Genomic DNA, 25412 nt, shown 5'->3' on the forward strand with positions numbered 1-25412 from the left:
CCATGAGGATGAAGAACAAGTCCCTGATAGCGGGCCGATACCGGCTGGGAGACCCCTCGGGCGGGGCGAGATGGGGGAGGTCTGGCGGGCCTTCGACGAGACGCTCGGCAGACCGGTTGCCGTGAAACTCATGCTCCCCCACGACTCCGACCCCACCGCGACCTCCCGCTTCCGGCTGGAGGCACAGACCGCCGGTCGCCTCAGCCACCCGCACGTGGTCGGCGTTCTCGACTTCGGCGAGCACGAAGACCGTCTGTTCCTGGTGATGGAGCTCGTCGACGGGGACAGCCTCGCCGACCTGCTCACCGTCTCCGGACCGCTGCCCGCCGAGCACGTGGCCCGTATCGCCGCACAGGCCGCCCTCGGGCTGGCCGCCGCGCACCGGCAGGGCATCGTGCACCGGGACATCAAGCCGGCCAACCTCCTGCTGGGCGCCGACGACACCCTGAAGATCGGCGACTTCGGCATCGCCCGCTTCCGCGACGACCCCGGTGCCTCGCTCACCGCCACCGGGCAGATCGTCGGCACCAGCCTTTACCTCGCGCCCGAGCGGGCCCTGGGCCGCACCGCCGGCCCGGCATCCGACGCGTACTCCCTGGGCTGCGTGCTCTACCCCCTTGTCGGGCGTGCAGTTTCGCCGGCCTGCGAGGTGGGACGATGCGAGTGGTCGGTCGTGTGGTCAGCAGCGGCCCATCACGTGCAAGTTGCCGCTGCTGGAGGCGGCGGGCAGGTTCGTCGATGGAGCTTGGCCGCTGAGCAGTCGGCTATCAGCCTGAGATCAAGACCAGTCGCTCCAGGGGCACGGGAAGTCCAGGTAGGCACGGCATGTGAAGGGGCACAGACCTGTTAACGCGGCGGCTGCGCCGCCGTCAGGGTGCCGGCCGAAGCGCCGTGCCCGGCGGCCCCCGATCTACGCGCGGCGGACAGCAGGATCACACCGTGGCCTGATACGACGCCGTTTCTTATGGCGTGATCGTCCGTTGAATCGTGCATGACGGATCTGGTTGAGCGGTTGGTGCCCGACGAGTTGTGGTGCCCGCCTGTCCACCGCGGTCATCTGGCTCCCGACTTGTGAGATTCGTACGCCCCGAGCAGGAGGCCCAACAACCCCCACCGCTTAGGGCCGGATAGCCGACCAGAACACTACTGCGATGCGAGGAGCGGGTGGCAGCACACGGTCTGCGGCAGGAGTGCCAGGGCCGGGAAGGGGGGCCTGCGGGGCCGGTATGCTGGGGCTGCTGCGGCACCTCCCACCCTCACCCACGTGGTGAGTTACGGCCTGCGGTGGTCGAGACGTCTCATGGCATGAGGATGAAACACAGGTGCTGATAGCGGGCCGGTACCGGCTGCAGGACGTGGTCGGTCGGGGAGCGGTGGGGGAGGTCTGGCGGGCCTTCGATGAATCGCTCGGCAGACCGGTTGCGGTGAAACTGCTGCTTCCCCAGGGCTCCGACCCCAGTGCCGCCTCCCGCTTCCGCCTGGAGGCGCAAACGGCCGGATGCCTCAACCACCCGCACGTGGTCGGTGTCCTCGACTTCGGCGAGCACGAGGACCGTCTGTTTCTGGTGATGGAACTGGTCGAGGGCGACAGCCTTGCCCGGCTCGCCGGTTCCGGTCCGCTGCTTGCCGAGCGCGTGGCCCTTATCGCTGCGCAGGCCGCGGCCGGACTTGCCGCGGCCCACCGGCAAAACATTGTCCACCGGGACATCAAGCCTGCCAACCTCCTGCTGGACACCCACGGTTCACTGAAGATCGGCGACTTCGGCATCGCACGGTTCGTCGACGACCCCGGTGCGGCCCTCACCGTCACCGGACAGATCGTCGGCACCAGCCTCTATCTCGCGCCCGAGCGCGCTCTGGGCCGGCCCGCCGGCCCTGCCTCGGACGTGTACGCGCTGGGTTGCGTGCTCTACCAACTCCTCACCGGGCGGCCGCCGTTCCAGGCGGACACCGCCCTCGCGATCCTCCACCAGCACCTCGACGCCTCCCCGGTGCCACCCCGGCAGCTCGGCACCAGCCTCCCGCCTGCCTTCGAGAGCTACCTGCTCGGGCTCCTGGCCAAGCAGCCCGAGGACCGGCCCACGGCCCATCAGGTGGCGGACTGGTTCGGGCGCGGAGCCTGGCGCGGGACGCCGGAGCCCCTGCCGCAGGAACTTCCGGCACAGAGTCGCAGGCCCGCGCCCTCCGCCGTGCGCGGGCCGCACATCACCGGCCCGGGCACCGCCGTCCCCGGCCTCCCAGTACCAGGCACCGCCGTACCTGCCCCCTCTGTCGGGGGCGTCTATGTCCCGGCAGCAGAAACGGAGTGGAAGACGACGGTGCACCGGGCCGCGCCGCACCGCCCTCACCTGCCGATCTCACGCCGTTCCCGCCTGGTGGCGCTGCTGGGCGGTGCCGCCTTGTTCTTCGTGGCGCTGCTCGCGGGCTTGACGTGGTTCTCGCCCGACACCGGCACGGCGCAGGTGCCGCAGGCTGAGCCGTCCGCTGTTGTGAACCCTTCCATCCCACCGTCCCCAGCATCGAGTGGCGCGGCTCCCCCATCTTCACCCACCCCCTCGCCCTCTTCGTCCGCTGCGCAGACTGCCGACGAGAAGACGGCGGCACCGGCCGACGCCAAGAAGAGTCCCAAGGCAGCGGGCAAGCACGGAGGCAAGGGCAAGCACTGACCAGGGTGTACCGAGCAGCGTGGTGACGTGGTGCGGCTCTGACCGAGCGACCCCGGACCTACGGCGAAGTGCTCCCCCGGTCGCAACGGCTTTTACCACCTCGCGCGTTGAGTCCGGCCATGGGCCGGGATGCTCGCCGTAGCCCTCGCCTCCATCGACGCCACCCACACCCCAGGCTGCCCCGCAAGCCGACCACGCCCGAGATGGCGAGCGACACGTCAGACGAGCCGATGACCCGAACGCCTGCCGGCTAGGGCCTGTCTAATGGGTCGGCTACGAGCCGGAGACCGGACCGTTCAGCGTGGTGTGAGGCGGTAGATCTCGCCGATGCGGAGTGGGCTCGTCTGGAACCACATTTGCCGAGGAACGTCAGCCGGGACGGACGATGGAAGTGCCATCGCAGGTGATCAACGGGGTCCTGGTCCGGCGGACGGTCCCGCGGCACCCACTCCTCATCGGGGACGATCCTGCTCCAGCGCGTGAGCGGTCGGCCGCTCCAAGGTGGACCATGGAAGCCAAAGCACTCCACAGGTACGGGCCAGGGGCACGGACTGGCAGCAGAGGCCCTTGTGGTCCGGCGCAGGGAAAGAGTGCCCGTGAGCACAGCCGATGGGCGTCCGGCTGACGCCGGCCAGCCGGAAGAGCGATCGTCGCAGCCGAGCGGACTGATGGATCTTCTCGGCGTTGCCGCGGTGCTGCTGGATGCCGATGGGCGGATCGTCTTGTGGAGCCCGGAGGCCGAGGAGCTGTTCGGCTATACCTCTGAGGAGGCGCTCGGCCAGTACGCTGCGCCGCTACTCGTTCACGAACAGCACTGGGATCTGATGATCAAGTTGTTCGCCGAGGTCATGGCCACCGGGGAGCGGTGGGCCGGGGCATTTCCCATCCGGCACAAGGACGGCAGCACTCGCTTGGTGGAGTTCCGCAACATGCGGCTGCTGGACGACCTCGGCGACTTCTACACCCTCGGCATGGCCACCGACAGGTCAAGGCTTCGGGAGGTCGATCGGGACCTCGCCCTGTCCACCCGGCTGATTTCCCAGTCTCCCATCGGGCTGGCGATCCTCGATACCGATCTGCGGTACGTGGCCGTCAACCCCGCTCTGGAACGGATGCACGGCATCCTCGCGGAAGACCATCTGGGTCGGCACTACCGCGAGATCATGACCGCGGCGAAGTTCGAGGGTCCGGAGGCCGGGATGCGGCAGGTCCTCAAGACCGGAGCCCCCATGATCGACGAGTACACCATCGTCGGCCACACCCCCGCCCACCCACACATGCACGCCTGGTCGATCTCGCTGTACGGCTGGACGCGCGTCGCATCCCCGCCGCCCTGGCCGCCTCGCTGATCCTGCTCGCAGCCGGGGCATTGCTCTTCGAAGCGATGCTGCTGCGCGACGCGGCCATGCGTGTGCCGGGGATTGGCCTGGCCGCCGCCGCAGAACTAAATCCCCTGACCTCCACCCGGCATCAAGGAGATACCGAGCCGGCTTCCGCGCTTCCGCCGAGCCCATCGCCGCCGTCTACGACCTATGCCCGGCCCTGTGCTCGCAATAGCACGGCTCAAATCACCCAGGGGCAACCTCGCCCAGACGTGCAAACGGCTGCGTCGCCTGGATCGGCCCGCCACCGACGACGGATTCGGACGCACTCGCCCACGAGCTGCGCGCCCATTCCCCCCTCGGGCAGGCATTCACCATTCGCCCGGCACCCCATGATGCGGGGTGGTACCGAAGTGCGCGTAGGTGGGCGCAACACAGAGTTTCGGAACGTGACCTACCGTTCCATGCAATTAGCCTCTGTTCTTGAAAGTGTCCTTCGCCTTCTCCTTGGCCTCACGGGCGGCACCCTTACTCTGCTGCGCTTGACCTTTGACGGTCATACCCTCGTTACCGACGGATCGACCGGCTTCTTTCTTCACTGTGCCTTTGACCTGCTCGGCCTTCGCCTTCGCCTTTTCGCTCGCGCTCACGATTCACCTCTTTCTCGCGCCCAGCTGCTAGAAGCAATAATCGCACAGAATGCATTCGAATAGTTCGAGCCAATAGGGAAAATGGCGCCCAGGCCACAAAGCCACGAAAACCGCGGCCGTCCGGGATCAGTGACGGCCGCGGGCCACCTGCTGCTCCGCCGAACAGCCGGGCGACGGCACGGCTACCCGACAGCGCCGGGCGGCGTGCCGCTCGGCGCTTGTCGCGGGGTAGCACGTTGACGCTCTCCGCTTGCCGTGCTGACGGCGCGCTGGAGGCCGACTCGGCCACCTCGGCGAGTGGCTCACGGCTCGTGCACGATGATGCCGGACCAGCTCGGCTCATGACCTACCGCTGGGCAGGTCGATGTCCGAATAGGTGCCGCTTGCGACGGTGTCCGTCCCGGTCGGGTCGGCCATCCCGAGGAGAGGTGCCGTCCTGCCGTGCCGCTGTTCCCAGGTCGCTCCTCGTGTCAGGGTGGTCGACGCGGCCCTCGTGGTCCGTGCTGCGTGCAACGGCTGCATCGTGGCGCTCCCCCTTGAGCGCTTGACGCATTGCGTGCTTTTTGCGGGTGGTTCGGCGCATGCCGCCGAGGAGCAGACTCAGCCCGAGCACTGCCACCGCACCGATGATGGCACCGAAGAGGAACAACATGCCGGTGGATCCGGTCATGTGGTACCCGAAAACCTTGAACGCTGCCGTCAGTTCGTGTGCGCTACCCATGTTGGTAACAACGGCGGCGACGCCGACGACTACCGCAGCGATCAAGAGGATCACTCCGAGAATCACAATCATGACGAGCTCCTGATAATCACCCGAAACCGCTGTTCTCAGGCTGCACCCATCCGCTCTCAGACACCACCGGGCACCTTCTTCGGCTGCGGGCGATCCTCATCGACATGTCAGCGACCACGGAGCCGACGGGTTCCTCACCTCTCACGCGGTATCACGCTGCCCCTATGACGAAGGTCATGATGGTGAGGGCCTGACCAGGTGGAAGACCTCCCGGGCAGCGTAGCGTTTGAGGCATCGGACGATCTCGCGCCGGGTCTTGGCCGAAGGTCAAGCAGCTGGTCGACGAGCTGAAGAACGACGACCCGGTCACCGTCACCAGAGAGCTGACCGACATCGGTCCGGCCGCGAGCGGTCCGTGCGGCGGTTCTACCTGTTCGCGACCGCCGCTTCCCGGAGGACCCTGCCCGGCCCCGGCGCCGTCCCCAACGCCCGGTCGAGGTCGGCCCACAGGTCCTCCGAGTCCTCCAACCCCACCGAGAGCCGCAGCAGCCGGTCGCTGACTCCCGCGCCGCGGCGGTCGTTGGCGTCCACGATGCGGTGGCTGATAGACGCGGGGTGCTGGATGAGGGTGTCGACGCTGCCGAGGCTCACGGCCGGGGTGATCAGTCGGACGCCCGCAATGACGTCGTGGGGGTCGCCGGCTACCTCGAAGGCGACCATGGCGCCTCCGATGCGCGGGTAGTGGACGCGGGTGACGCGTGGGTCGGCGGCGAGCCGACCGGCCAGCTCCGCCGCGTTCGAGGACGCGGCTCGAACCCGTACGGGCAGCGTCGACAGACCACGGAGCAGCAGATAGCCCGCGAGCGGATGCAGCACTCCGCCCGTGGCGAACCGCACCTGGCGCAGCCGCCCGGCGAACTCCTCGTCGCAGGCCACCACGCCGCCCATGACGTCTCCGTGGCCGCCCAGGTACTTGGTGGCGCTGTGCAGGACGAGACGGGCTCCCTGCTCGACGGGGCGTTGCAGCACGGGGGTGGCGAAGGTGTTGTCGGCGAGCAGCGGGACGGAACCGCAAGCGTGCGCGACGGCTCTCAGATCGAGTTCGGCGAGGGTCGGGTTCGCCGGGCTTTCGACCATCACCAGGCCGGTGTCGGGGCGCAGCGCGTCCGCGATGCCCGCCGGGTCGACCCAGGTCACCTCGGAGCCCAGCAGCCCTGCGGTGAGCAGGTGATCGCTGCATCCGTACAGCGGTCGTACGGCGACGACATGGCGCAGGCCCATCGCGTTGCGTACGAGCAGCACGGCGCTCAGCGCGGCCATCCCGGTGGCGAACGCGACCGCGCTCTCGGTGCCCTCAAGACGCGCGAGGGCGGTCTCGAAGCGGGCGACGGTCGGGTTGCCGAGGCGGCCGTAGACGGGCGGGCCCTCCGGTTCGGCACCGTCGGCCGCGAAGGCGTCTATCCGGGCGGCCTCGCCCCGGCTGTCGTACGAGGGGTAGGTCGTGGACAGGTCGATCGGCGGGGCGTGCACCCCCTGCCGAGCGAGGTCGTCCCGCCCGGCGTGCACCGCCTCGGTGGCGATCGCCCGGGGTGCGGGCACGCCCGGGACACGACGACCGGTGCCGTCGGGATCATGGCCGGTTCCCTGCGGGTCGGCCGGTACGTCATATGCGTCAAAGCTGCCGGAGTCCATGGTCAGGAGTCTGAACACCGAGCGGGGTCCGAGCGCCGGATCCCGTGTTACGTTCGATATATGGCCGATTCTGTCGTACTGGATCCGGTGGATCTCCATCTGCTACGGCTGCTGCAGAACGACGCACGGATGACGTACCGCGATCTCGCCGCGCAGGTCGGTGTCGCGCCTTCGACCTGTCTGGACCGGGTAACCAGGCTGCGCCGCTCGGGAGTGATTCTCGGCCATCAGCTGCGGCTGGACCCGGCGAAACTGGGCCGGGGACTGGAGGCACTGCTGTCCGTGCAGGTCAGACCACATCGGCGGGAGTTGGTGGGGCCGTTCGTTGAGCGGATCCGGGCGCTGCCGGAGTCCATTACGGTCTTCCATCTGACCGGGCCCGACGACTATCTCGTCCATGTCGCGGTCGCGGACATGGCGGATCTTCAGCGGCTCGTCCTCGACGGGTTCACCTCACGGCCCGAAGTGGCCCGCGTCGAGACCCGGTTGATCTTCCAGCAGTGGGACTGCGGCCCGCTGCTGCCACCCTGGCCCGACGGCGCTCCCGCCCCCACGACCAGCTTCGACCATCAGGCCCCCGGGAACCCCGGGGCCTGATGCGTATACCGGTCCAAGCCGAAGCCACGGCACGAGACCGCCTACTAGGGTCCGTCTTCAAACGGATCTTGCCCAGAGCAGGAACGACGCGAGAGTGACCGCTGCCTCGTAGAAGGTGGCGGTCTTTTCGTATCGGGTGGCAATGCCGCGGAAGCCCTTGAGCCGGTTGAAGCAGCGCTCGATCATGTTGCGTCGGTGGTAGATCTGCCGGTCGAATCCTGGTGGTCTGCCGCCGTGGCGGCCGCGGTTGTAGCGATGCCGTTGTTGGTCCGCCTTCTCGGGGATGGTGTGCGCGATGCCGCGATTCCGCAGGTAGGAGCGGAAGCCACGGGAGCTGTAGGCCTTGTCTGCGATGACCTGGTCGGGCCTGCAGCGTGGTCGGCCCAGACCGGTGCGAGGAACGCGGATGCGTTCGAGTAGCGGGCGTGCGCAGATGCTGTCGTGGCGTTGGCCGGGCGTCAGCAGGATCGCGAGCGGGCGTCCTTTGCCATCGCAGGCGAGGTGGATTTTGGTGGTCAGTCCGCCTCGGGATCGACCGAGGCCGTGATCGTCCGGTTCGTCCTGGTGGTGCTGCCCCCTTTCGGCCGGTGGCGGCGGCGTGCTGGTGGGCGCGGACGATGGTGGAGTCGATCTGGACCAGCCAGTCGATGTCGCCGGCCGCGTCCGCCTGGGCCTGGATCTGCTGCAGAGCCCCTGGTGAAGACGCCGGCGAGGGCGTAGCGGCGGAAGCGGGTGTAGACCGTTTTCCACGGTCCGTAGCGTTCCGGCAGGTCACGCCAGGAGACACCGGTCCGGATCTTGTAGACCATGCCGTTGACGACCTGCCGGTCCGCGACGCGTGGCCGCCCCGTGACGGCTCGTGGTATCAGCGGAGCGAGTAACTCCCACTCCTGATCGGTGAGTTCATGGCGACGTACCACCTCACCATGATTCACCAGCCGATGATCTTTGAAGACGGACTCTACTACGTGAACCACCACCTTCCGCTGGTCAAGAATTGGCCCGGCCCGCTTGCGTGGCGCTACAGCTTCGACGTGGCGGCGACCGAGGGAGAGGCGCCGTATTTCGCCGTCTTCGAAGCCGACTTCGCTGACGCCGCCATGGCCGCGGCGCAGGCGTCGCCGCACGGCCAGCGGGTGGCCGCCGATGTCGTCAACTACGCAACCGGCGGTTTGGTCGTCATCCACTATCCGGTGCAGGACGGCACCGGCTGAGGCAGGCCGGTACGCTCTGGGACGCGTTCGGTCGGCCGCTTAAGGCCAGGTCCGGCCAGCGGCGGACGCCATTGGCGGTTGCCGGTTCGTTGAGCGTCAAAGGTGGGCCGATGTCCTGGCGGGATGTCACGGTGGTTGATGCGTGCGTGCGGCGTGACGGTCGGGGCGGTAGCCCCACGGCCGTCACCGACGACGACCCGGCGGCGACGGACGCTAACCGGCGTGCGGTCGCTGCTGCGGCCGACACCTCGCACGCGGCGTTCCTCGGCCCGAGGCGGGCGCCGGACGGTGGCTGGCCGGTCCGGTTCTTCACCGCCACCGCCGAACTGTCCGGCTGCGGCCACGGCACCGTTGCCGCGCAGGCTGTCCGGTTGACCCGCACCGCGCTGGGCGAGCTGAACGACCGCCAACACACCGGCGGGCGCATGTTCGACACCGTCGCGATCCGCCGCCCCGCCGGCATCGAGGTGTGGTTCGACCAGGGCCTCGTCGCGCTGCGACACCCGGCACCGGACGAGCGCGCCGCGATCGTCGCCGCGCTCGGGCTCACCGCCGACGATCCGCATCCGATCGACGCGCCACGGATCGCCGCGCCCGGCGCACCACGCATGCTGGTACCGGTCCACGACAGGTCGGCGCTGCTCAGGATCTGCCCACACCTCGGCAGGCTGACAGCGGCATGCCGGCGGTACGGGCTCCTCGGCTGTTTCGTGTACGTACCGCCGGTGGGCGACCGACCGGGTGCGGCGCGGATGTTCGCGCCGGCGATCGGTGTCGACGAGGACGTCGCCAACGCCAACAGCACCGGCTGCCTGGCCGCCCACCTGCTCGACACGACAGGGGCGCAGACGGTCGCGATCGAGGTGGAGCAGGGCGACACCCTCGGTCGACCGGCCAGCGTGCTCGCTTCGGCCCGACGCGGGCCGGCGGGCATCATCACGACCCGGGTCGGCGGGTTAGCGGTGGTCCGCGACGGACACTGAGGCGACGACTAGACCGTCCTCTTCTGCGATCCGCGCATGGGCTGGGGCTGTCCGCTGCGGTCAAGCGTTGGCCCCCGGTGGCGGCCGCAGCCCCGACCGACGCACCGAGCCAGGGCCGGTCGAGACGATGACCAGCTCGCCGGAAGGGCGGCGGCCCGAACAAGAACGAAAAAGAGACGACAAGTAGGTACGAGTCGCACCAGTACGACGTGATCGGCCATCTACCCCGAGCCCCTGCCACAGATGTCGCCAGACCTGGCCGAGCTCTGTTGTTCTCGGAGTACTTGGGACCGAAGTAGCGCTTGCAGTCCGCCACCGCCCCTTGGCGAAGTCCGTGACGTCCCAGTCGAAGTTGATGGTGCGGCTGGTGTCCTTGGGCACGGAAGCACGGATGTAGAAGGTCAAGCTGCTAGCGCCCGCCCTGCCCCTGCTGCTGGTCCACACCTGAGTAATCCGGAGGGCAGTGCACACGGAGAACCGGGACTTCAAGTAGTACGGTGCGTCCCCGCCCATGTGGGCCTTGCACTCACGCAGCGACATTGACCGCGGCGGATCCGGATACGTCACTGCCGCGCTGTCCACGGACGCCGCCTTGCCCGAAGCAGTCGACAAGGTGGGTCCAACGGCGGACGGCTTGGAGAACTTGGCGGCGTAACCGGCGGCGGGCCCGACGGTCTCGAGGGCGTTGCGTGCCCCGCCCACCTCCGCGGCCGCCCGTTGCAGACGCTGCAGCCCCTTCCCCGACTTCAGCTCATCGAGCGTGGCGTCGGCGTTCCAGCGGGCAGCACGAACGTTTCAACTCGCTGCCCAACCGGCGAATCAGCCGAGGACACCGGCGGCGTCGCCCCCACCCCCAACGCGGATGCGGTCAGCAGTGACACAACCTGTAACGGTCTCCAGCGGCGGCTGGGTCGCGTTGATCTCATGAACTTCCGCCTTTAGGTGCATATCTGGCATGCAATCCGGCATTCCATGTGTCCCACACTTATCGCAGCCTCTTAGGGATTCGAAAGCATATTTCCATCTCGTGGCTGGAAAGGACTGACGACCCGTTCGGCTGATGACCTCGCATCAGCTGAGCTTGAGGACGCGGGCCCAGGCAACCGCTGGCGGGTACTTGACGCTGTCAGGGCCCTGTCCGCTCGGGCTGGTGTAGTGCTGGGAGCCGTTGACCTCAAGGACGATCCCCTGAACCTGTGGCAGCAGGAGCGGGAAGTCCATACGGAAGCGCAGCAGTGCTTCTTGGATCGCGCTGGCGGACGGTCTTGTGGACCCAGTGGAGCCACACCTCAGACAGGTAGGCCGGAGGTCATACACCGCTGGACAAGGAGAAGATCCTTGTCGGCTTCGACCTCAACTTCAATGGTGCCGGCGACGTGGCCAGGGTGCAGTCGCTGTACACGCCCTGAACCGACGGCCCGGCCGGGGACGGAATGACCGGGGCCGTCGCCGGCCGTTCGCTCTCAGGTTGCCTGGGCATAGGAGCGACCGGTCCCGGCATTCGGCTACCTCGCGTGGAAGGCACTCTGGCGCTGGTCGGGCTGCTGATGGGTAGTACTGGGTGTGCGGTCGCCGCGGTGGCGGCGCGCTCTACATCGCGGAGGTGCAGATGACGCAGTGTCCCGGGGCGACCCCGTACCCGATCCCGCCCGCAGTGCAGGAAGCGTATGGTCCGGCGGATCTCAGCTCGTTGTCCCTGTTCGGTGGGGGGTTCATCAACTTCGGCTACTGGAAGGGCATCGGCCTCGACCGGCCGCTCACCGAACACGACCGGATCAGCAGCCAACAGGCCATGTACCGCCACGTGCTCGCCGCCTTGGCGCCCGTAGAGGGGCCGAAGGTCCTGGAGGTCGGCTCCGGGCTGGGGGTCGGCTGCGCCGTTGCGCTCGAGGAGTACGGCTTCGCGCACGTTACCGGCATGGACATCCATCCGCAGCAGCTCAAGCGGGCTGAACAGGCCAACGCCGATCTGTTGGCCCGCCGCCCCGAACAGCTGCGCTTCGCACACGGAGCAGCCGAGAGCATGCCGTTCGCGGAGGGAGAGTTCGACTGCCTGTACACCGTGGAAGCCGCCCAGCACTTCCGTGATCTCGACGCATTCGCCCGGGAGGCCGCACGTGTGCTGCGGCCCGGCGGCCGCGCCGTCATCGCCAGCTTCTTCGTCCCCGACGCCGACCCGGCCCGACCCGAGCGGCTGGCCGAACTGCTCGACACTTACAGCACTGGCCTGGACGTCGCACACACCATCCCGCAGCTCACCGGCAGCCTCGAACGGGCCGGCCTGACCGGGGTCCGCGCCACCCCGATCGGGGCGTCGGTATGGCCGGGCTGGGACCGCTGGCTGGCACGCAGCTGGGAACCCGGTGCCTGGCCTCGCAACTTCCTGCGGGCCTACCGTGAAGGCAGCCTCGACTACTTCACGGTCACCGCACAACGCCCCATGCCATGACCCAGCGGTCAGCCGGGCACACGTCTATCTAAAGTGTTCTCCCTGTTCAGGAATGTATGAGACGCCCGAAAGCACCCTGATTCCCAAGCTCAGAACACAGGACTTCCATCCCCCGCTCCACCGCGAGACGAGGCATCACTCGGCATTTGGGAGGACCGTGGCGCGGCCGACGCTCATGTAGGTGAAGCCGGCAGAGGCCATCGCATGGGGATCGAGGACATTCCGGCCGTCGAAGAGAACACGGCGACGCATGGAGCGGCCCGCTGCGGACCAGTCGACGGTCTTGAGTTCCGGCCACTCCGTCACCACGATGGCGGCATCCGCACCGATCATGGCCTCCCCCGGAGTGGAGTGGCGCACGGTCGCGTTCCACGGGGCGACGTCGGCGGGCCGGGCCATGGGATCCCAGCAGTGCACCTCGGCACTCTCCGCGAGCAGTCGGGCGGCGATGACCGCGCTGGGAGCTTCACGGAGATCGTCGGTTCCCGCCTTGAAGGTCATGCCCAGGAGGGCGATGCGGAGTCCCTTGATGCCGCCGAGTTCGGTCTTGAGGCGCTGGATGGCGCGCCGGGGCTGGAGGTCGTTGACCTCGATGACGGAATTGAGCAATTGGAAGGGGTATCCGGAGTTGCTTGCCATGGCCCGCAGGGCGCGGGAATCCTTGGGGAAGCAGCTGCCTCCGTAACCGAGGCCGGCCTTCAGGAAGTGTGGGCCCAGTCTGTGGTCCATGCCGATGGCCGTGGCGACCTCTTCGACGTCCGCGCCCGTGGCCTCGCAGACGGTGGCGATCTCGTTGATGAAAGTGATCTTGGTGGCGAGCAGGGCATTGGCGGCGAGCTTGACCATCTCCGCCGAGGCGATCGAGAGGGTCTGCACCGGCCCGTCGACACCGTCGTGAAGGTCCGTGATCAGCTGGGCAGTTGCCGTGTCGGAGGCCCCGATGACAATGCGGTCGGGGCGCAGGAAGTCGTCCACTGCCTTGCCTTCGGCGGTGAATTCGGGGTTCGCTGCGTAGCCGACGTGGGCAAGGCCGGCGTCGTCCAGGGCGCAGCGGACCCGGTCGCCGGTGCCCACGGGCACCGTGCTTTTGATCACCACAGCGGTCAGGTGCGGGGCGCCCTTGAGCGTCTCGATGACCGCCCAGACGCGTGACAGGTCGGCGTCGCCGGATGCGGTGGGCGGTGTGTCCACACAGATGTAAGCGACCTCGGCGTCCTGGAGCGCTTCACGGGCGTCGAGGGTGAAGGTGAGGCGCTCCTTGTTCGCCGCGATCAGCTCTCCGAGGCCGGGCTCGTAGATCGGCACATCGCCCGAGTTGAGCAGTCTGATGCGCTCGGGCTGCACATCGCGTACCGCGACGCGGTGGCCCAGTTCTGCGAAGCACGCCCCGGTGACGAGGCCGATGTATCCCGCACCGAAGACGGCGACGGTTCGTGAGGTGCTTGCCATGGCACGATCTCTCTCTGAAGAGTGAAGGCTGGCCGCCTCCGCGCGTGGAGCGGCCGGCTTTGCGGTCTTTGAGGACGGGTCAGGCGGCGACTGGAGTCGGTGGGGTGTCGAGGGCGACTTCGGCACCGTTTTGGCGAGTGTTCCAGCCGGTGCGGGCACAGGTGAAGATGCCGTACCAGCGCAGCCAGCGCAGAACGGTCCAGGCCATGACGATGGCCAGCGGCATCATGGCCCAGGTGAGGGCGCGAGAGCGGATGCGTTCATCACTGCAGATGATGCCGAGGTCCCGCAGGCCGAGCGCCCAGCCCAGGAGGAAGGGGACCCAGATCATGGACAGGGGCGGCAGGTTGTCGTAGGCGACGGGCTCGACGACCAACAGCCACACCGTCACCACCTGCGTCATGACCATCTGGAACCACCTCATCAGGTGCAGCCAGAAGGCAGGGCGGGCAGGCGAGAGATAGCGCATCCGCCACACCGAGCGGATCGTCGAGCCCCGCATCCACCGCAGATATATGCACGTGAAATGGCTCCACTTCTCCGGCATGGCGGTGAAGACGATCGCCGAGGGCTGCTGAACGGTCAGCCCGCGTTCCTGGGCGTAGAGCGTCAGCAGCGAGTCGTCGGAGAACATCACCGTGTTCCCCATGAAGGTCTCGCCCAGGTAGGAGCCGAGATTGTCGCGGACGACCTCTGCGCGATAGGCGGCCAGCGGACCGGAGTTGACCATGACGGCACCGACAGCCGACTAACCCGACCGGTCGACCAGCTGGCTGGTGACGAACCAGAGGTCGGTGATGCGTGCCAGCAGGTTGGCCCGGTTGTTGGTAGCGATGAAGATGCCGGCGGCGGACTGGACCCGGGGCCGCGCGAAGGGCGCGAGGATCTCCTGGATGGCGTTCGGCGCCAGACAGGAGTCACTGTCCACGGTGACGTAGATCTGTGCCTCCGGGCTCACCCGGACGCCATGCGCCTGTGCATGGCGCTTCCCCTGGTTGGTTACACGCTGCCAGGTCGTACTGACTCCCCTTTGTGCAGCGGCTCGTTGCCACCATTCGCGCACTTCTGCGTACTCCGAGGTGGTGGATCCGTCGTCGACGATGTGCACGCTGTCCGGCAGACGGGTCTGCCGCAGGAACGACTCCAGTCCCAGCCGCAGATAGCCGGGTTCCTCGTTATAGACCGGCATGAGGATGGCGACATGCAGAGCGTCGAGCTGGCGTGCGACACGGTCCGTGACGCGCCGGGGGCGTTCGAGGTGGTAGAGCAGAGTCTGGATAGAGGAGGGGAGGGACAGGAACAGGGGCTACCCTTCCAAGGGGCCGCCCGCCTTTCCGCCGCGTGCACGGAACTCCACGATGACACGTCGGTTGAAGTCGTTCACGATGCTGCTCCGTTCGCGGTGTGGCGATCTGTCGTGACGACATCGTCAACCTTGACGGCGTCATGAAGGTCAAGTCCTGAACACCCCACGTTTGACCGGCGCGAGCAGCCCAGCGTGACCGGCGGTTGGTCAGGCTGGCGGCGTGAGGAACTCCTCCCAGGTCAGGAGGCCGGCGTCCACCTGTGATCGGGCATAGCCGCTGGGGCCGATGGAGTCGGCGTCGAGTGCCGTGTCGAGGGCCACCGTCGCGGCGAAGGCCACTTCCGGTTGCTGGGGATGGTCCCGCAGCCGGACCAGGACGCAGCCGTAGACGGGCAGGCCGCCGCTCCCCGTGAAGACGCGCATGGTTGGGTAGGCGGCCTGTCGCGGCTGGACGGCCACGGTGCCCGTGTTGATCTCCCAGTAGTTCTCGGCACTGATGGGAGCACCGGCGGCGAGGGTGTGGTTCTGCTGCCGGAAGGCTGCGATGAGCTCGGAACCGGCGATGGGGGCGTTGAGGTACTTGGCGTCGGCGGCGGGGAGTTTGAAGAGGAAGCGCGCGGTGCTGTCGTCGAAGACGCGCAGCTCGGTGGGGAGGATCGTGACGCGGTAGATGCGTGGTGCGGCCTGGTTGGGATCCTTGGAGTTGTCCAGGAGCCGGGCCTGGACCTTCCGGGTGTCGGCATCGTCGCCGAGCGGCTGGCCGACCTTGGTGAACGCGTCGGCCAGCGCGTGGAGATCTCCGGCGTCCAGGCACGCCTGAGCGGTCTCGGGGAGTGTGAAGAGCGGCACTCCGCGGCTTGTCGCCACGGCGGCGTCGACGAGCAGGGCAGAGCGCAGCGTGGTGTCGCGGAAGTCGGCCCCGTGCAGCAGAGCTCCGGCGAGGGAGAAGGGCCGCTGGCCGTCTCCCGGCGTGGCGTGGCAGCCGGGCAGTTGGGCCTGGATCAGGACGCAGTCGCTGAGATCCGTACCGGAGAGGTACGACTGGGTCAGCCGGATGCCCTGGAGGTAGCCGCCCGTGAGTACGGCGCCGTCGAAGTCGACGTGGTCGACCGTGGCCCCGGTCCCGAACCACCGGATGCCGTGCAGGTCGGCTCCGGCCAGGTTGGCCGCGGTCGCCTGCGTGCCCTCGCACACCGCGCCGCGCAGGACGGCAGGGCGTACCTGGTCGGTGAGAACGTCGATGCCGGAACCGCCGTCGTGGAGCCGCAGGGTGTAGTTCTCGATGCGCCAGCGGGCACCCTTGAGCACGCAGACGACCTCATCGTGCGGCGAGATGGTGATGCCGTGCTTGGCAAAGGCGGTGACCACGGCGTCCGGTGCGTACTTGGCGTCGTCGAGCTGTTGCGCCGTGACGGAGTCGAGGGTGAACAGGAAGGCCTTGGCGCCGAGCTGGGCGTTGGACAGGTCCGCGCCCGACAGGTCGGCGTGGGTGAGGTTGGCACCCGGGCCGTTGACGTCGCGCAGGCTCGCCTTGCTCAGGTCGGCGCCGACCGCGACGACCTCGCTCAGGTCGGCTTTGTCGAGGACCGAGCCCGCGAACCTGGCATTGGAGATGAGCGTTCCGGAGAGATGGGCTCCGGTCAGGTCGCAGGAGGCCAGTGTCGCCGAACGGAGGTCGGCGCCGGAGAGGTTGGCGCCCGTGCAGTCGAGCAGGTGCCGGCCGCCCGGCGCCGGGCCGGGCCCCGATCCGGCGGCGGAGCCGAGGGCTGCACCGCGGGCGTGACTCTGGGCGAGTATGACGCGCGCTGCGCTGCGCAGCGTGGGCCATGACACCGCTTCGAGCATGGCGCCGGTCAGATCGGCGTCGTCGAGCAGCGTGCCGTCGCAACGCGTGCCCGTCAGCGTGGTGCTGGCGAGTGTGGCGTGACTCAGGGTGGCGGACGACAGGTTCGCGCCGGTCAGATCACTGGATGTGAGGTCGGCTTTGCCGAGGTCGACACCGGAGAGGTCGGCGCCGCCCAGAAACACCTGCCGAAGATCGGCTTCGGCGGCGGACTTCGTGCGCTGGATCTCTTGCAGACCGGCGGTGACGATCTGAGGGGCGAAGACGCCCGGGGCGTCGTCGGTCGTGGTGAGGAGCGGGGCGAGCGGGTCCACGGAGTAGGTCACCGCTTGCGTACCCTCCTCGGCCGTCCGTACCTTCCAGGTCGTACCCGTGACGGGCCCGGACAGGACGAAGGCGGCCGCGTCGTGGCCGTCTTCGGTGAGCATCAGCCACCCTGTACCCTCGTCGGCCCGGATCCACCACCGGCCGGCGAGCTGAATGCGCGTATCACCGTCGCCGCCGCGGTACAGGGTCGTGCGCTCGGCCGATGTGGCCTGCTTCGCGGCCATACCGGGCACCCGGATCCTCTTGCCGCCGCTGCCCTTGACCTCGAAGACGGTCAGGTAGACGGCGGAGTCCGAGCCGGTCGAGGCGAAGAGTAGCTTCCCTGCGAACTGTCCGGGTCCCGTCATGGTGTCCGTCCTCCTACGCGTTCTTGTAGGCCACGTCGGCCAGAACGGACACGTAGTGTTCCTGGATGCTCAACTGGGCTTGTTCGAAGAGGAAAGTGAAGTCCTGCACGATGGGCAGGGCGACACCGGTCTTTCCGAGCTTCTGGAGGGCCTCGTCGTAGCGTGGTTCGCCGATGATGGGCCACACCATTCCGCCGAAGTCCACCTTGTCGAAACCCGGGACGGTGGTGGACTTGAGCGTGGCGTCGAACGTCACCTTGTGGAAGTCGTACTGCATCGTCTGGGCGTTCCCGGACCGGCCGAGCGCCAGGTTCTGGAGCACGTCGGTGCGGAGCAGGTCGAAGACGATCTGCGGACGGCTCTTGCCGTCCTCGATGAACAGGGCGAATTCGAGGTTCTGGGTGACCACCATGCCCATCACCCGCGTGGCCTTCCCGATGGCTTCGTCGTACTGCTCGGCGACGCCCAGCTGGCGCAGATCCGCTGTGAGGTCGCTGGTCTGTGTATAGGCGTTGCCGTCCAGGCTGGTCTTGATCAAGGCGTACACGTCGGACGGGAGCTGCTTCTGGAGAATGGTCTCCGTGGCCTGAGTGAACTCGTAGACCTGGGCGAACTCGTAGGTCTGCGGGATGTCTTTCTGCGGCAGGGCGACAGGAGTGACCTGTGCCGTCATGGCGAAGGCGGCGTACGGCTTGAACGCCTTCACCGCGGTCACGTAGGTCTTCACCTTCAGGCTGTCCGGGTCCGGCAGGTCGCTGGGCCGGAGCGTGAGGTCGAGCTTCCCCGCCTTCCAGTAGGCCCAGTGCAGGGCGCTCACGGTGTAGTCGGAGACGTAGACCTCCACGTGGTGGTCGTCCACGGGCGGCGTCGGCACGGGCAGGGCTGTGGGCTGCGGGCCGGGGTACGGGGTTCCCTTGTAGGCCACCTCGCCGGTGACGCCGATGGTGATGCCGTTGTCGCCGGGGAAGGCGAGTTTGGAGTCGCCGACGGCGAAGTTGAAAGTGATGTCGTCGGTGAGTTTTCCGCTGGCGGGGATGGACGCGAGCATCGGGTTGATCGAGTCCTGGACGGGTTTGGCGAACTCGACACCACCGATGGCGGCCACGGCGTCCGTATTGAGGTGCTTGCCGCCCCAGAACCCCTTCTCGTGTTGGATGACGCTGTCGCCGGGCGGCTCGGTTGAGCTGTCCGACGGGGTCGCGCTCGAACTCTGGTACTTGATGTCGTAGCTGTTGCGGCCGGAGTCGTAGGCGAAGCTCACGGTCACGGTCGTGTCGAGCTTGCCGATGCTGGGGTTGTAGTCGAAGGAGTTAGGCCCCTGAGACGTGGCGGGGTCACATCCGAACCGGGTACAGGCCTTCCTGTCCCATTGCTCCGCCCAGGTGTATGGAACGGTGAACTTCTCTGCGTCGTAGGTGAGCGTGAACGTGCCGTTCGACTGCTGCTTGACGCCCTGGTACACGGGATCGAAGCCCTGCAGCTTGCCGTTGGTCAGGTTGACGTCCAGGTGTTCGCAGTACACCCAGGTACTGCCGGTGTCCTCGATCGTGAACTCCTTGATACCCGGGACGTCATGGTCCGGGAACTTCATGCCCTTGAGGTCGTTCGCCAGCACGTCGGTCACATAGTGCTTGGTGAAGAAGTCGATGCCCTTGGCGCCGATGGCAACGGTGAGGGTCTGCATGAGTGGGGTACTCCGTACGTCGTCAGGCGGGAATGGCGTAGACCTGTAGTCCGTCGCCGCTGCGGTAGAGGTGGTAGATGGTCGCGCCGTCCTGGACCTGCCACGCGCCGCCGGCGACGGTCACGGTGACGGCCGCGGCATTGGTGAGCGTGATGCTGTGGGCGGCGAAGTCCGCCCTGACAGCTGAGATGTTCCGGTCGTCGTAGTTCGGCTGCGCGGTGAGCGGGAGCGTGAAGAGTGGCGGCGTGGGCGTCCAGTGGGCGAACGTCGGGCCGTGACGGGTCTCGGCCAGCGGCGCATAGCCCAGGGCGTACAGGTTGCGCCAGACGTCCACCGCGATCTTCGCGGCCACGATGTTCTGCGGGGCTTTGGTGACGGTGGAGTCGGGCGTACGCACGATGAACCGTCCGTCGGGGCCGTAGATGTCCAGCAGGTAGTCCTGCGGCCGGGAACCGGCACCCGTGTACGACAGCACGTAGGTGTAGCCCTGGGACTCGACGGCCATGTCGAGGTAGGTGAGGGAGCCGTCGGCGTTCGCGCCGTCGCCCCTCAGTGGGAAGGACGAGGTGCACGCGTACACCTCCGTCTGGGTCGTGTCGTCCGCGGCGGAGATGAGCTTCCAGGCATTGCCACGGTCGTCGTCCAGGACGAGCCACCGGGCGCCCGCCCGTTCGGTGTGGATGGCGGTGCTGGTCAGGCGGTGATGGACGGTGAGCCCGTCATGACCGCTCAGCACCTGCCAGGCCATGCCGCGAGGGTCTGAGATGATCCACGATCGTCCCGCCTCGACCACTGTGATCCGCGCGCTCTGCGCGGGGTCGGTCATGTGGTCCGGGTCGTAGGCCAACGCGATACCGTTCGCGGCGAGCATGTCGATCAGCGGGTCGTTCGCCGGCTGGAAGCGGGCCGAGTCCAGCTGCGTGGTGAAGCGGGCGTCGAGGGGGAACAGCAGGGTGGCGTCCGCCTCCTGCAACCCCGCGTGCAGCGCCTCCGGGATGCGGCCGTCGTCCAGGTCGGCGGCGAGTTGCGCGGTGGGGACGCGGCAGACGGCGGCACTGGTGGTGAAGGACGGCACCGGGTTGCCCTTGGTATCAAACGCCTGGATCCGGTTGTTCAGCGATTCCAGCACCAGGATGCGGCCGTCCGGGGCGACGGCGAGTGCCTTCGGGCCCTTGAGCAGCCCTTGGCGGATGCCCTGACCGGAGACGAGCAGTGCCTCTTGGGCCTTGTCATCGGTGGCCGGCTCCGCCGGCAGGGACAGCAGCATCAGCTTGTGGTGCTGCCAGGAGCAGGCGATCACGGCGTTGCTGGGATGAACGGCCAGCGCGTCGACGTTCTCCAGCGGGAACCGGCCCCAGCTCGGAAGGTCCTTCTGGTCGAAGCCGAAGTCCCGTACTCCGTCGTCGAGCCGCACCTGCCGCAGGTGCATGCCGCCGTCGCGCGGGTCCAGGACGAAGTTCGTCTCGTCGACCACCTTGGCGTTGGGGGACGGCGCGTACGCGATGGCGGGGCGGGCGGTGAAGCCGACGGTGGTCGTCTTCCGCCGCGCGTCGGGGTCGGCCAGGACGGACACGTTCTGCACCGCCCACAGCTGGTCGTCGGAGACCGGAGCGTCAACGTGGTCCGGATGCAGCTCCTGCCCTGAGGCGCGCCAGGCGTACCCGACCTGGAAGGCGCTGTTGTTGAACGTCGCGCCGGCGATGTCGCACAGGCCGGAGACACCCTGGCAGTCGAGGTCGGCCTTGGTGGCGCTCGGGGGAGTTCCGTCGGCCCGCCAGGCCGGCTTGCCGTCGGACAGTGCGAGCTGTTCCTTGTAGACGTACTGGGTGTCGGGTGCGAGCGGCACGAGGTTCTCGGTGATCTGGTGGTCGCCGAGGTCGAGCACGGCCTCACCGGTGGGCTTCGAGGGTGTCCAGTCGCTCTGCCAGGACCCGGCCAGCCAGCCGCCGGCGCTGTAGACGCCCACGACGATCTGCAGGTCGCCACCCGCGGGCACGTCCGCGAACCGGAGCTTCAGCGGATCTTTGCTCGTCACTGCGGGCAGCTCGCCGGTGAGTTGTCGGCTGGCACCGCCCCGGTATTGCAGCGTCGCCACATACCGGGTCGCCACCGCCGGCCACACAGCCGTCTCGGGGTGGCCGGCCTCACCGTGGCGGGGGTCGGGGTGCAGGGTGAGGGTCACGTCCAGCGACCTACTGGCCTTGACCGTGACGCAGGCAGGGGAGGACAGCACCTCGCCGGTCGTGATCGCGATCTGCTCGAAGTCCATGCCCGCGGCGACCAGCTTCAGCGCCCAGCCCACCGGCCCGAAGGCGTTCGCCAGAGCCCCCTCGCCGACCTGCTCGATCAGCCACTCTCCCAGTTTCTCCAGGCCCTTCTGCACTACGATGCCGAGGACGAAGCCGGCGGCGGCGGTGAGGAACTTGGAAGACCGGGTGATCGCTGTGCCCACAGCGATCGTCCCCCCGGCGAGCGGGAGGCCCACGCCGAGGGCCGCGGCGAGCAGGTCGCGGTCGTTGACGATACGGTTGAAGAGCTTGGTGCTGGTCAGCGCCTTGCCGGCGGCCAGGCAGACCAGGGGCACGCCGTACTCCCACAGCGCCGTGAGCAAAGCTCCCTCGGTGCTGACGTCCGCGTTCCAATCTGAGGTTCCCAGGCTGCCGAAATACAGCTTCACCGAGGCGGCCTTCTCCAGCGCGAACGACACCTCTTTCGGCTCCGCGGGAACGGGGATGCCGAGGATGGTGTCCACCGCCGGGACCGAGCCCCACTTGGTGACCGGGCCGAGCGACGTCCCCGACTCGTCGAAGAGCTCATAGCCCAGGTAGAGGGTGCGCAGATAGGAGTTGGAGGCGTCGATGCTGAAGGTGCCGCCCTCGACCACGGTGGGGGCGCCGACGTTCACGCCATGGTGGGAGGTGGGCTCGTCGACGGTCCAGCGGTAGGAAGGATTCCGGGGCGCGGCTGTACCGGTCGCCGGTCGCCCGGCAGCGAGCGGTTGCCCGTCGGTGACGAGCACGGACGTTCCGGGGCGGCTGCGCCAGGTCTTGCCCCGAAGCCACTCGTCGTCGGAGGACGTGCGCCGCGCCCCGGCGACCACGGGGCGGCTCTTGTCGAGGACCCGGTCGTGCAGGTCGAAGGTGTACAGCTGGTCGCCGGCCTGGATGCCGTCCACGGAGTACCCAGCGGTCAGCGGTGTGCCGTCGACGCCCTGGCAGGGGACCCGCCGCGACCAGCCCTGCCCCAGATCAGCGATGGTGCGGGCGAGTTCCGCCATCGCGTTGTACTGGTCAGGATCGATCTCCTTGTCGGGAGCGATGTGGTCGTCCCGGAGGACCTGAGCCGTGTGCGGCTCAGTGGTCGCCAGATCCGGATGGTGTGCGATGAGCCCGACAGCCGTGTCGTGGTGGGTGATCAACGTCTCGGCATGGAGGCGCAGTTCGAGCGCCGCTTCCCCTTCGCACGGGCCGACGCCGAGCCGGGCCAGCTTGCCGCTGCGGGTGATCTCCCGACCTTCGCGGTTCCGACGGGCGAGCAGGACGGAACGCAGTCGCTGCGGCGCGAGGTACTGGGCCAGCATGACCACCTCGGGCAGGTGCACGCCCTCCGGCGCCGGCCGAAGGACGCGGATCCACCGCACGGCGCCGGTGTCGAGGTCCGTGTCGTCGACCTCGGCGTAGTGCGTGAAGACCGGGGCGGGTGCCGCTTGAGGACTCGGTGGCGTCGCGTGCAGTGCCGCGAGCACGGAGTGCTCTCGCCTTGCGACAGCCAGGGTCTCGTCGGTGTGCGGGCGTAACGCGTACGCCGCCCCGTGTACGTCCACCTGGAGGCCGTCGATGGCGCGGGCATGACGCAGGTCGAAATGGAAGACGGTCAACGGGAGGACTCCTGGCCGTGTGGGTGCGGGGCATGGCCGGTCAGGGAGGGACGGAGCGAGTCGTCCCTGTACGGCCCGGCGGCGGCAGAGTCCCGAACGTTAGGTGGGTGGAGGATAGGCCGCAGCCGCCGTATCCGGCCACGAGGGGATAACCCGCCACGGCGGCCGACAAGGTGTTGCCTACCATCGGTAAGGCATGACGCACTGACGGAATGCCGTCCGTCTGCTTCGTGCATGAGTACGACATCGAAAGGTGGGTGGGGTGTGGGGGCGCCAGTGCGAGGACGATCGAGGCCGGGAGGGGACCTTCGCATCGGCCGAATCGCCGTCGTTTGGGTTTGCGCGACGGCATGGACACTGGCGCTATGGCGTGTTCCCACGGCGTGAACGGAGCAGCAGGCAGCGCGAGTGCTCGGGTGAGCGCATAAGGGCCGTCAGGTTCCACCAATGCGCCGCTCACTTGCCTCCTCGGTGCCCGTACCGCCGGTGAACTTGATGGCCTTCAGCACGTCAGGGGTGAACTGCCGTAGGTAGGAGCAGGAGTTGTCGAGCATCGCCAGACCGGCGCTGACTGGTTTGCCGCAGTACGCTTCGTCGCCGCGATGACCCGGCTGGTGGTGCACGATGACGAACTCGCACCCCTCCCCGACCCATCTGAGCGGGGGTTGCTGGTTGCCGCCCCCGCTCAGCCCTATTTACCACGATCCAGACGGTGTCATAACGAAGTGGTGCCCCGGATCCGGGGCACCACCGTGTTCAGTCCGCCTCCCGGAAGTGACAGGCGACCTCCCGCGGCTCTCCCGGTGCCGCGATCCGCAGCAGCGGCACCCCCGCCCGGCTGCACCTTCCACCCACGGTGCCCAAAGCCCGCACCCGCTGCCGGACCACATTCGGAAGCCTCTGACCTGCAGTGGTGCTTGAGGAGCTAACGGCCCGAGGGCTGCGCGAGCCCGCTCGCCGGTCGGCCAGCTACGGGGCCGCCGCGCGGAAGAGGGCCAGGAGGGCCTGGGCCGGCGGGGTATCCGCGTCGAAGAACTGCGTGGCCAGCTCGGGTGGCACGGCCGTTCCGTGCATGCGGACCTCGTGGCACCTGAAGCAGAACGCCGCCTCGAACAGCGCCAGGTCGAGAGAGTTCCCGTACGCCCGGACGCTCCAGCCTGGCGAGAAGCCGCAGCGGTGCTGTTCGCTGCCGGGCAGGTTCTCGATCAAGGCCAGGGCGTCGGCGGCCTCGTTCCCGGCCCAGTGGGCGACCGCCCTGCCGGGGTACGCGGCGCCCCGCTTGGTCGGGAGGGCGGAGATCCTGACGACCTCGATCAGCACAGTGGCGGCAACGGCTTCGGTGGGGAGCTGCATGTGCGCAGTCTGCCCGCCGGGTTGGCGGCCAGCCAAAGCATTCGTGAGGGCAACAGGGCACAGAGACTCAGCAGGCCAACTCCCTCGCTCACGGGCCGACTGAAGCAATGAAGGGCCAACTGGAGCACTGAGTCTCAGCTGTGACTGAGCGCCTCAGTTGGCGATTCTGAGCGTTCGAGTTGGCGGGGCGGTCCGCGCCCCTTCTCCCCCCCGCTGCGGTCGCTTCATCGATGCTGCTCGTCGCGTGGTGGTCGCTTCTCGGCCGCGTCGAGGGCAGGTGTGAGGGGTGCGAGCGCGGTGCGGAGCAGGTCGGGCAGGGAGCCGGCCGGGACGACGAGGTCACCGGCGGTCGGGGACGTGGTGGCGGGCTGCAGCCACCGCTCAAGCGCGACGTGCACGGCGGCGGCGACGCTCGCCGCGAGCACGCGGGCGGTGTACGGGTCGGTCTCGTCGAGGCGATCATTGATCGCGTCGGCGAGGGGACGCTCGATCGCAGCGGTGGCGTTGAGGAAGGCGTTGCGCAGTGCCGGACTGGTCGTGATCAGCAACAGTGTGTCGCGGCCGGGTTCTCCCGGGGCGGTGTACTGCTCCACGATCGCGTCGATGACGCCATCGGCGAGGCGGGCACCGGCGGGGAGGGCGGCTACGGCTGCTGCCACGCGGGATTCGCGCTCGGCGCTGATGGCAGCGACGATCGCCTCTTCGCGGCTGGAGAAGTAGTTGTTGTAGGTGCGGGGCGAGACACCGGCGGCCTCCGCGATGTCGTCAACGCGGACATTGTCCGGCCCGCGCTCCAGGGCCAACCGCAGCGCTGCCTCACGCAGCGCCTCTCGCGTGACCTGCTTCTTCCGCTCGCGCAATCCGGTTCGTCGTGTCGTCACCGCCTCAGCATCCGGCAAAATATGCGCATGCGCAAACTT

At 68.1% G+C, this 25412-nt stretch carries 18 protein-coding genes and 4 pseudogenes; 8 read left to right on the forward strand and 14 right to left on the reverse strand.

Annotated elements, in window-relative coordinates:
• Nucleotides 1–8: 8 nt before the first annotated feature.
• The 4 genes and pseudogenes from TU31_RS34815 to TU31_RS34825 form a co-directional block, all read left to right on the forward strand.
• Nucleotides 9–622 (forward strand): annotated as a pseudogene (locus TU31_RS34815) (serine/threonine-protein kinase); the annotation flags it as partial.
• Between the two features lie 700 nt (nucleotides 623–1322).
• On the forward strand, nucleotides 1323–2666 hold the full coding sequence (locus TU31_RS34820; protein WP_042162250.1) for a serine/threonine-protein kinase: 1344 nt from the start codon (nucleotides 1323–1325) through the stop codon (nucleotides 2664–2666).
• 257 nt (nucleotides 2667–2923) lie between these two features.
• Nucleotides 2924–3096: pseudogene (locus TU31_RS40725) on the forward strand (transposase); the annotation flags it as partial.
• A gap of 166 nt (nucleotides 3097–3262) precedes the next feature.
• Nucleotides 3263–3970: pseudogene (locus tag TU31_RS34825) on the forward strand (PAS domain-containing protein); the annotation flags it as partial.
• Between the two features lie 488 nt (nucleotides 3971–4458).
• Here the strand turns inward: TU31_RS34825 and TU31_RS37550 are convergent.
• From TU31_RS37550 to TU31_RS34835, 3 genes are all read right to left on the reverse strand, one after another.
• Nucleotides 4459–4638: a CsbD family protein gene (locus TU31_RS37550; protein ID WP_078886116.1), complete on the reverse strand. Its 180-nt coding sequence runs from the start codon at nucleotides 4636–4638 to the stop codon at nucleotides 4459–4461.
• Nucleotides 4639–4984: 346 nt separating this feature from the next.
• Complete coding sequence (locus TU31_RS34830; RefSeq protein WP_063770851.1) at nucleotides 4985–5431, reverse strand: hypothetical protein; 447 nt, start codon at nucleotides 5429–5431, stop codon at nucleotides 4985–4987.
• Between the two features lie 366 nt (nucleotides 5432–5797).
• Entirely contained in the window at nucleotides 5798–7063 is a 1266-nt protein-coding gene (locus TU31_RS34835) for a trans-sulfuration enzyme family protein (RefSeq protein ID WP_245698974.1), read from the reverse strand.
• A gap of 60 nt (nucleotides 7064–7123) precedes the next feature.
• Here TU31_RS34835 and TU31_RS34840 point away from each other — a divergent pair, with 60 nt between their 5' ends.
• Complete coding sequence (locus tag TU31_RS34840; RefSeq protein ID WP_042162254.1) at nucleotides 7124–7660, forward strand: Lrp/AsnC family transcriptional regulator; 537 nt, start codon at nucleotides 7124–7126, stop codon at nucleotides 7658–7660.
• A gap of 57 nt (nucleotides 7661–7717) precedes the next feature.
• Here the strand turns inward: TU31_RS34840 and TU31_RS37555 are convergent.
• Nucleotides 7718–8580: pseudogene (locus TU31_RS37555) on the reverse strand (IS5 family transposase).
• Here TU31_RS37555 and TU31_RS34850 point away from each other — a divergent pair.
• Nucleotides 8566–8874 carry an EthD family reductase gene (locus TU31_RS34850; RefSeq protein ID WP_042162255.1) on the forward strand — a complete coding sequence of 103 codons (309 nt, stop codon included), beginning with the start codon at nucleotides 8566–8568 and terminating at the stop codon, nucleotides 8872–8874. The pseudogene TU31_RS37555 and the gene TU31_RS34850 sit on opposite strands and share 15 nt — an antisense overlap.
• Before the next feature lie 110 nt (nucleotides 8875–8984).
• The gene (locus TU31_RS34855; RefSeq protein ID WP_042162256.1) at nucleotides 8985–9857 is read left to right on the forward strand and encodes a PhzF family phenazine biosynthesis protein; all 873 of its coding nucleotides are present in this window, start codon (nucleotides 8985–8987) and stop codon (nucleotides 9855–9857) included.
• 1071 nt (nucleotides 9858–10928) lie between these two features.
• Here TU31_RS34855 and TU31_RS39285 read toward each other — a convergent pair.
• Nucleotides 10929–11078 (reverse strand): hypothetical protein, encoded by a 150-nt coding sequence (locus TU31_RS39285; protein ID WP_181018736.1) that lies wholly within the window; start codon nucleotides 11076–11078, stop codon nucleotides 10929–10931.
• 433 nt (nucleotides 11079–11511) lie between these two features.
• Between TU31_RS39285 and TU31_RS34860 the strand changes: the two genes are divergently transcribed.
• A complete protein-coding gene (locus TU31_RS34860; protein WP_245698979.1) occupies nucleotides 11512–12306 on the forward strand; it encodes a class I SAM-dependent methyltransferase in 795 nt (264 codons plus the stop codon).
• Nucleotides 12307–12441: 135 nt separating this feature from the next.
• Here TU31_RS34860 and TU31_RS34865 read toward each other — a convergent pair whose 3' ends face one another.
• From TU31_RS34865 to TU31_RS34905, 9 genes are all read right to left on the reverse strand, one after another.
• On the reverse strand, nucleotides 12442–13755 hold the full coding sequence (locus tag TU31_RS34865) for a UDP-glucose dehydrogenase family protein (RefSeq protein ID WP_042162260.1): 1314 nt from the start codon (nucleotides 13753–13755) through the stop codon (nucleotides 12442–12444).
• 79 nt (nucleotides 13756–13834) lie between these two features.
• Nucleotides 13835–14485 (reverse strand): hypothetical protein, encoded by a 651-nt coding sequence (locus TU31_RS40035; protein WP_052719142.1) that lies wholly within the window; start codon nucleotides 14483–14485, stop codon nucleotides 13835–13837.
• A gap of 18 nt (nucleotides 14486–14503) precedes the next feature.
• Nucleotides 14504–14944, reverse strand: a complete 441-nt coding sequence (locus tag TU31_RS40040; protein ID WP_052719143.1) for a glycosyltransferase family 2 protein — start codon at nucleotides 14942–14944, stop codon at nucleotides 14504–14506.
• 324 nt (nucleotides 14945–15268) lie between these two features.
• On the reverse strand, nucleotides 15269–17578 hold the full coding sequence (locus TU31_RS36130; protein ID WP_052719144.1) for a pentapeptide repeat-containing protein: 2310 nt from the start codon (nucleotides 17576–17578) through the stop codon (nucleotides 15269–15271).
• Between the two features lie 13 nt (nucleotides 17579–17591).
• Complete coding sequence (locus TU31_RS34885; protein ID WP_042162262.1) at nucleotides 17592–19262, reverse strand: LBP/BPI/CETP family protein; 1671 nt, start codon at nucleotides 19260–19262, stop codon at nucleotides 17592–17594.
• A 22-nt stretch (nucleotides 19263–19284) separates the two neighbouring features.
• Complete coding sequence (locus TU31_RS34890) at nucleotides 19285–23139, reverse strand: NHL repeat-containing protein (RefSeq protein WP_042162264.1); 3855 nt, start codon at nucleotides 23137–23139, stop codon at nucleotides 19285–19287.
• A 434-nt stretch (nucleotides 23140–23573) separates the two neighbouring features.
• On the reverse strand, nucleotides 23574–23762 hold the full coding sequence (locus TU31_RS34895; RefSeq protein ID WP_042162266.1) for a hypothetical protein: 189 nt from the start codon (nucleotides 23760–23762) through the stop codon (nucleotides 23574–23576).
• Between the two features lie 346 nt (nucleotides 23763–24108).
• Complete coding sequence (locus TU31_RS34900) at nucleotides 24109–24492, reverse strand: hypothetical protein (protein WP_042162268.1); 384 nt, start codon at nucleotides 24490–24492, stop codon at nucleotides 24109–24111.
• Nucleotides 24493–24716: 224 nt separating this feature from the next.
• Entirely contained in the window at nucleotides 24717–25373 is a 657-nt protein-coding gene (locus TU31_RS34905; protein ID WP_042162270.1) for a TetR/AcrR family transcriptional regulator, read from the reverse strand.
• Nucleotides 25374–25412 lie beyond the last annotated feature (39 nt).

It is taken from the genome of Streptomyces lydicamycinicus (assembly GCF_000829715.2).
Taxonomy (GTDB): Bacteria; Actinomycetota; Actinomycetes; order Streptomycetales; family Streptomycetaceae; genus Streptomyces; species Streptomyces lydicamycinicus.

Excerpts from the sequence above, each read along its gene's own strand:
- TU31_RS40040 (WP_052719143.1), bottom strand. The coding sequence starts at position 14,944 with ATGCCGGTCTATAACGAGGAACCCGGCTATCTGCGGCTGGGACTGGAG.
- TU31_RS34830 (WP_063770851.1), bottom strand. The coding sequence starts at position 5,431 with ATGATTGTGATTCTCGGAGTGATCCTCTTGATCGCTGCGGTAGTCGTC.
- TU31_RS34835 (WP_245698974.1), bottom strand. The coding sequence starts at position 7,063 with ATGGACTCCGGCAGCTTTGACGCATATGACGTACCGGCCGACCCGCAG.
- TU31_RS39285 (WP_181018736.1), bottom strand. The coding sequence starts at position 11,078 with ATGGACTTCCCGCTCCTGCTGCCACAGGTTCAGGGGATCGTCCTTGAG.
- TU31_RS34900 (WP_042162268.1), bottom strand. The coding sequence starts at position 24,492 with ATGCAGCTCCCCACCGAAGCCGTTGCCGCCACTGTGCTGATCGAGGTC.
- TU31_RS34885 (WP_042162262.1), bottom strand. The coding sequence starts at position 19,262 with ATGCAGACCCTCACCGTTGCCATCGGCGCCAAGGGCATCGACTTCTTC.
- TU31_RS34850 (WP_042162255.1), top strand. The coding sequence starts at position 8,566 with ATGGCGACGTACCACCTCACCATGATTCACCAGCCGATGATCTTTGAA.
- TU31_RS34865 (WP_042162260.1), bottom strand. The coding sequence starts at position 13,755 with ATGGCAAGCACCTCACGAACCGTCGCCGTCTTCGGTGCGGGATACATC.
- TU31_RS40035 (WP_052719142.1), bottom strand. The coding sequence starts at position 14,485 with ATGGTCAACTCCGGTCCGCTGGCCGCCTATCGCGCAGAGGTCGTCCGC.
- TU31_RS34840 (WP_042162254.1), top strand. The coding sequence starts at position 7,124 with ATGGCCGATTCTGTCGTACTGGATCCGGTGGATCTCCATCTGCTACGG.
- TU31_RS36130 (WP_052719144.1), bottom strand. The coding sequence starts at position 17,578 with ATGACGGGACCCGGACAGTTCGCAGGGAAGCTACTCTTCGCCTCGACC.
- TU31_RS34855 (WP_042162256.1), top strand. The coding sequence starts at position 8,985 with ATGTCCTGGCGGGATGTCACGGTGGTTGATGCGTGCGTGCGGCGTGAC.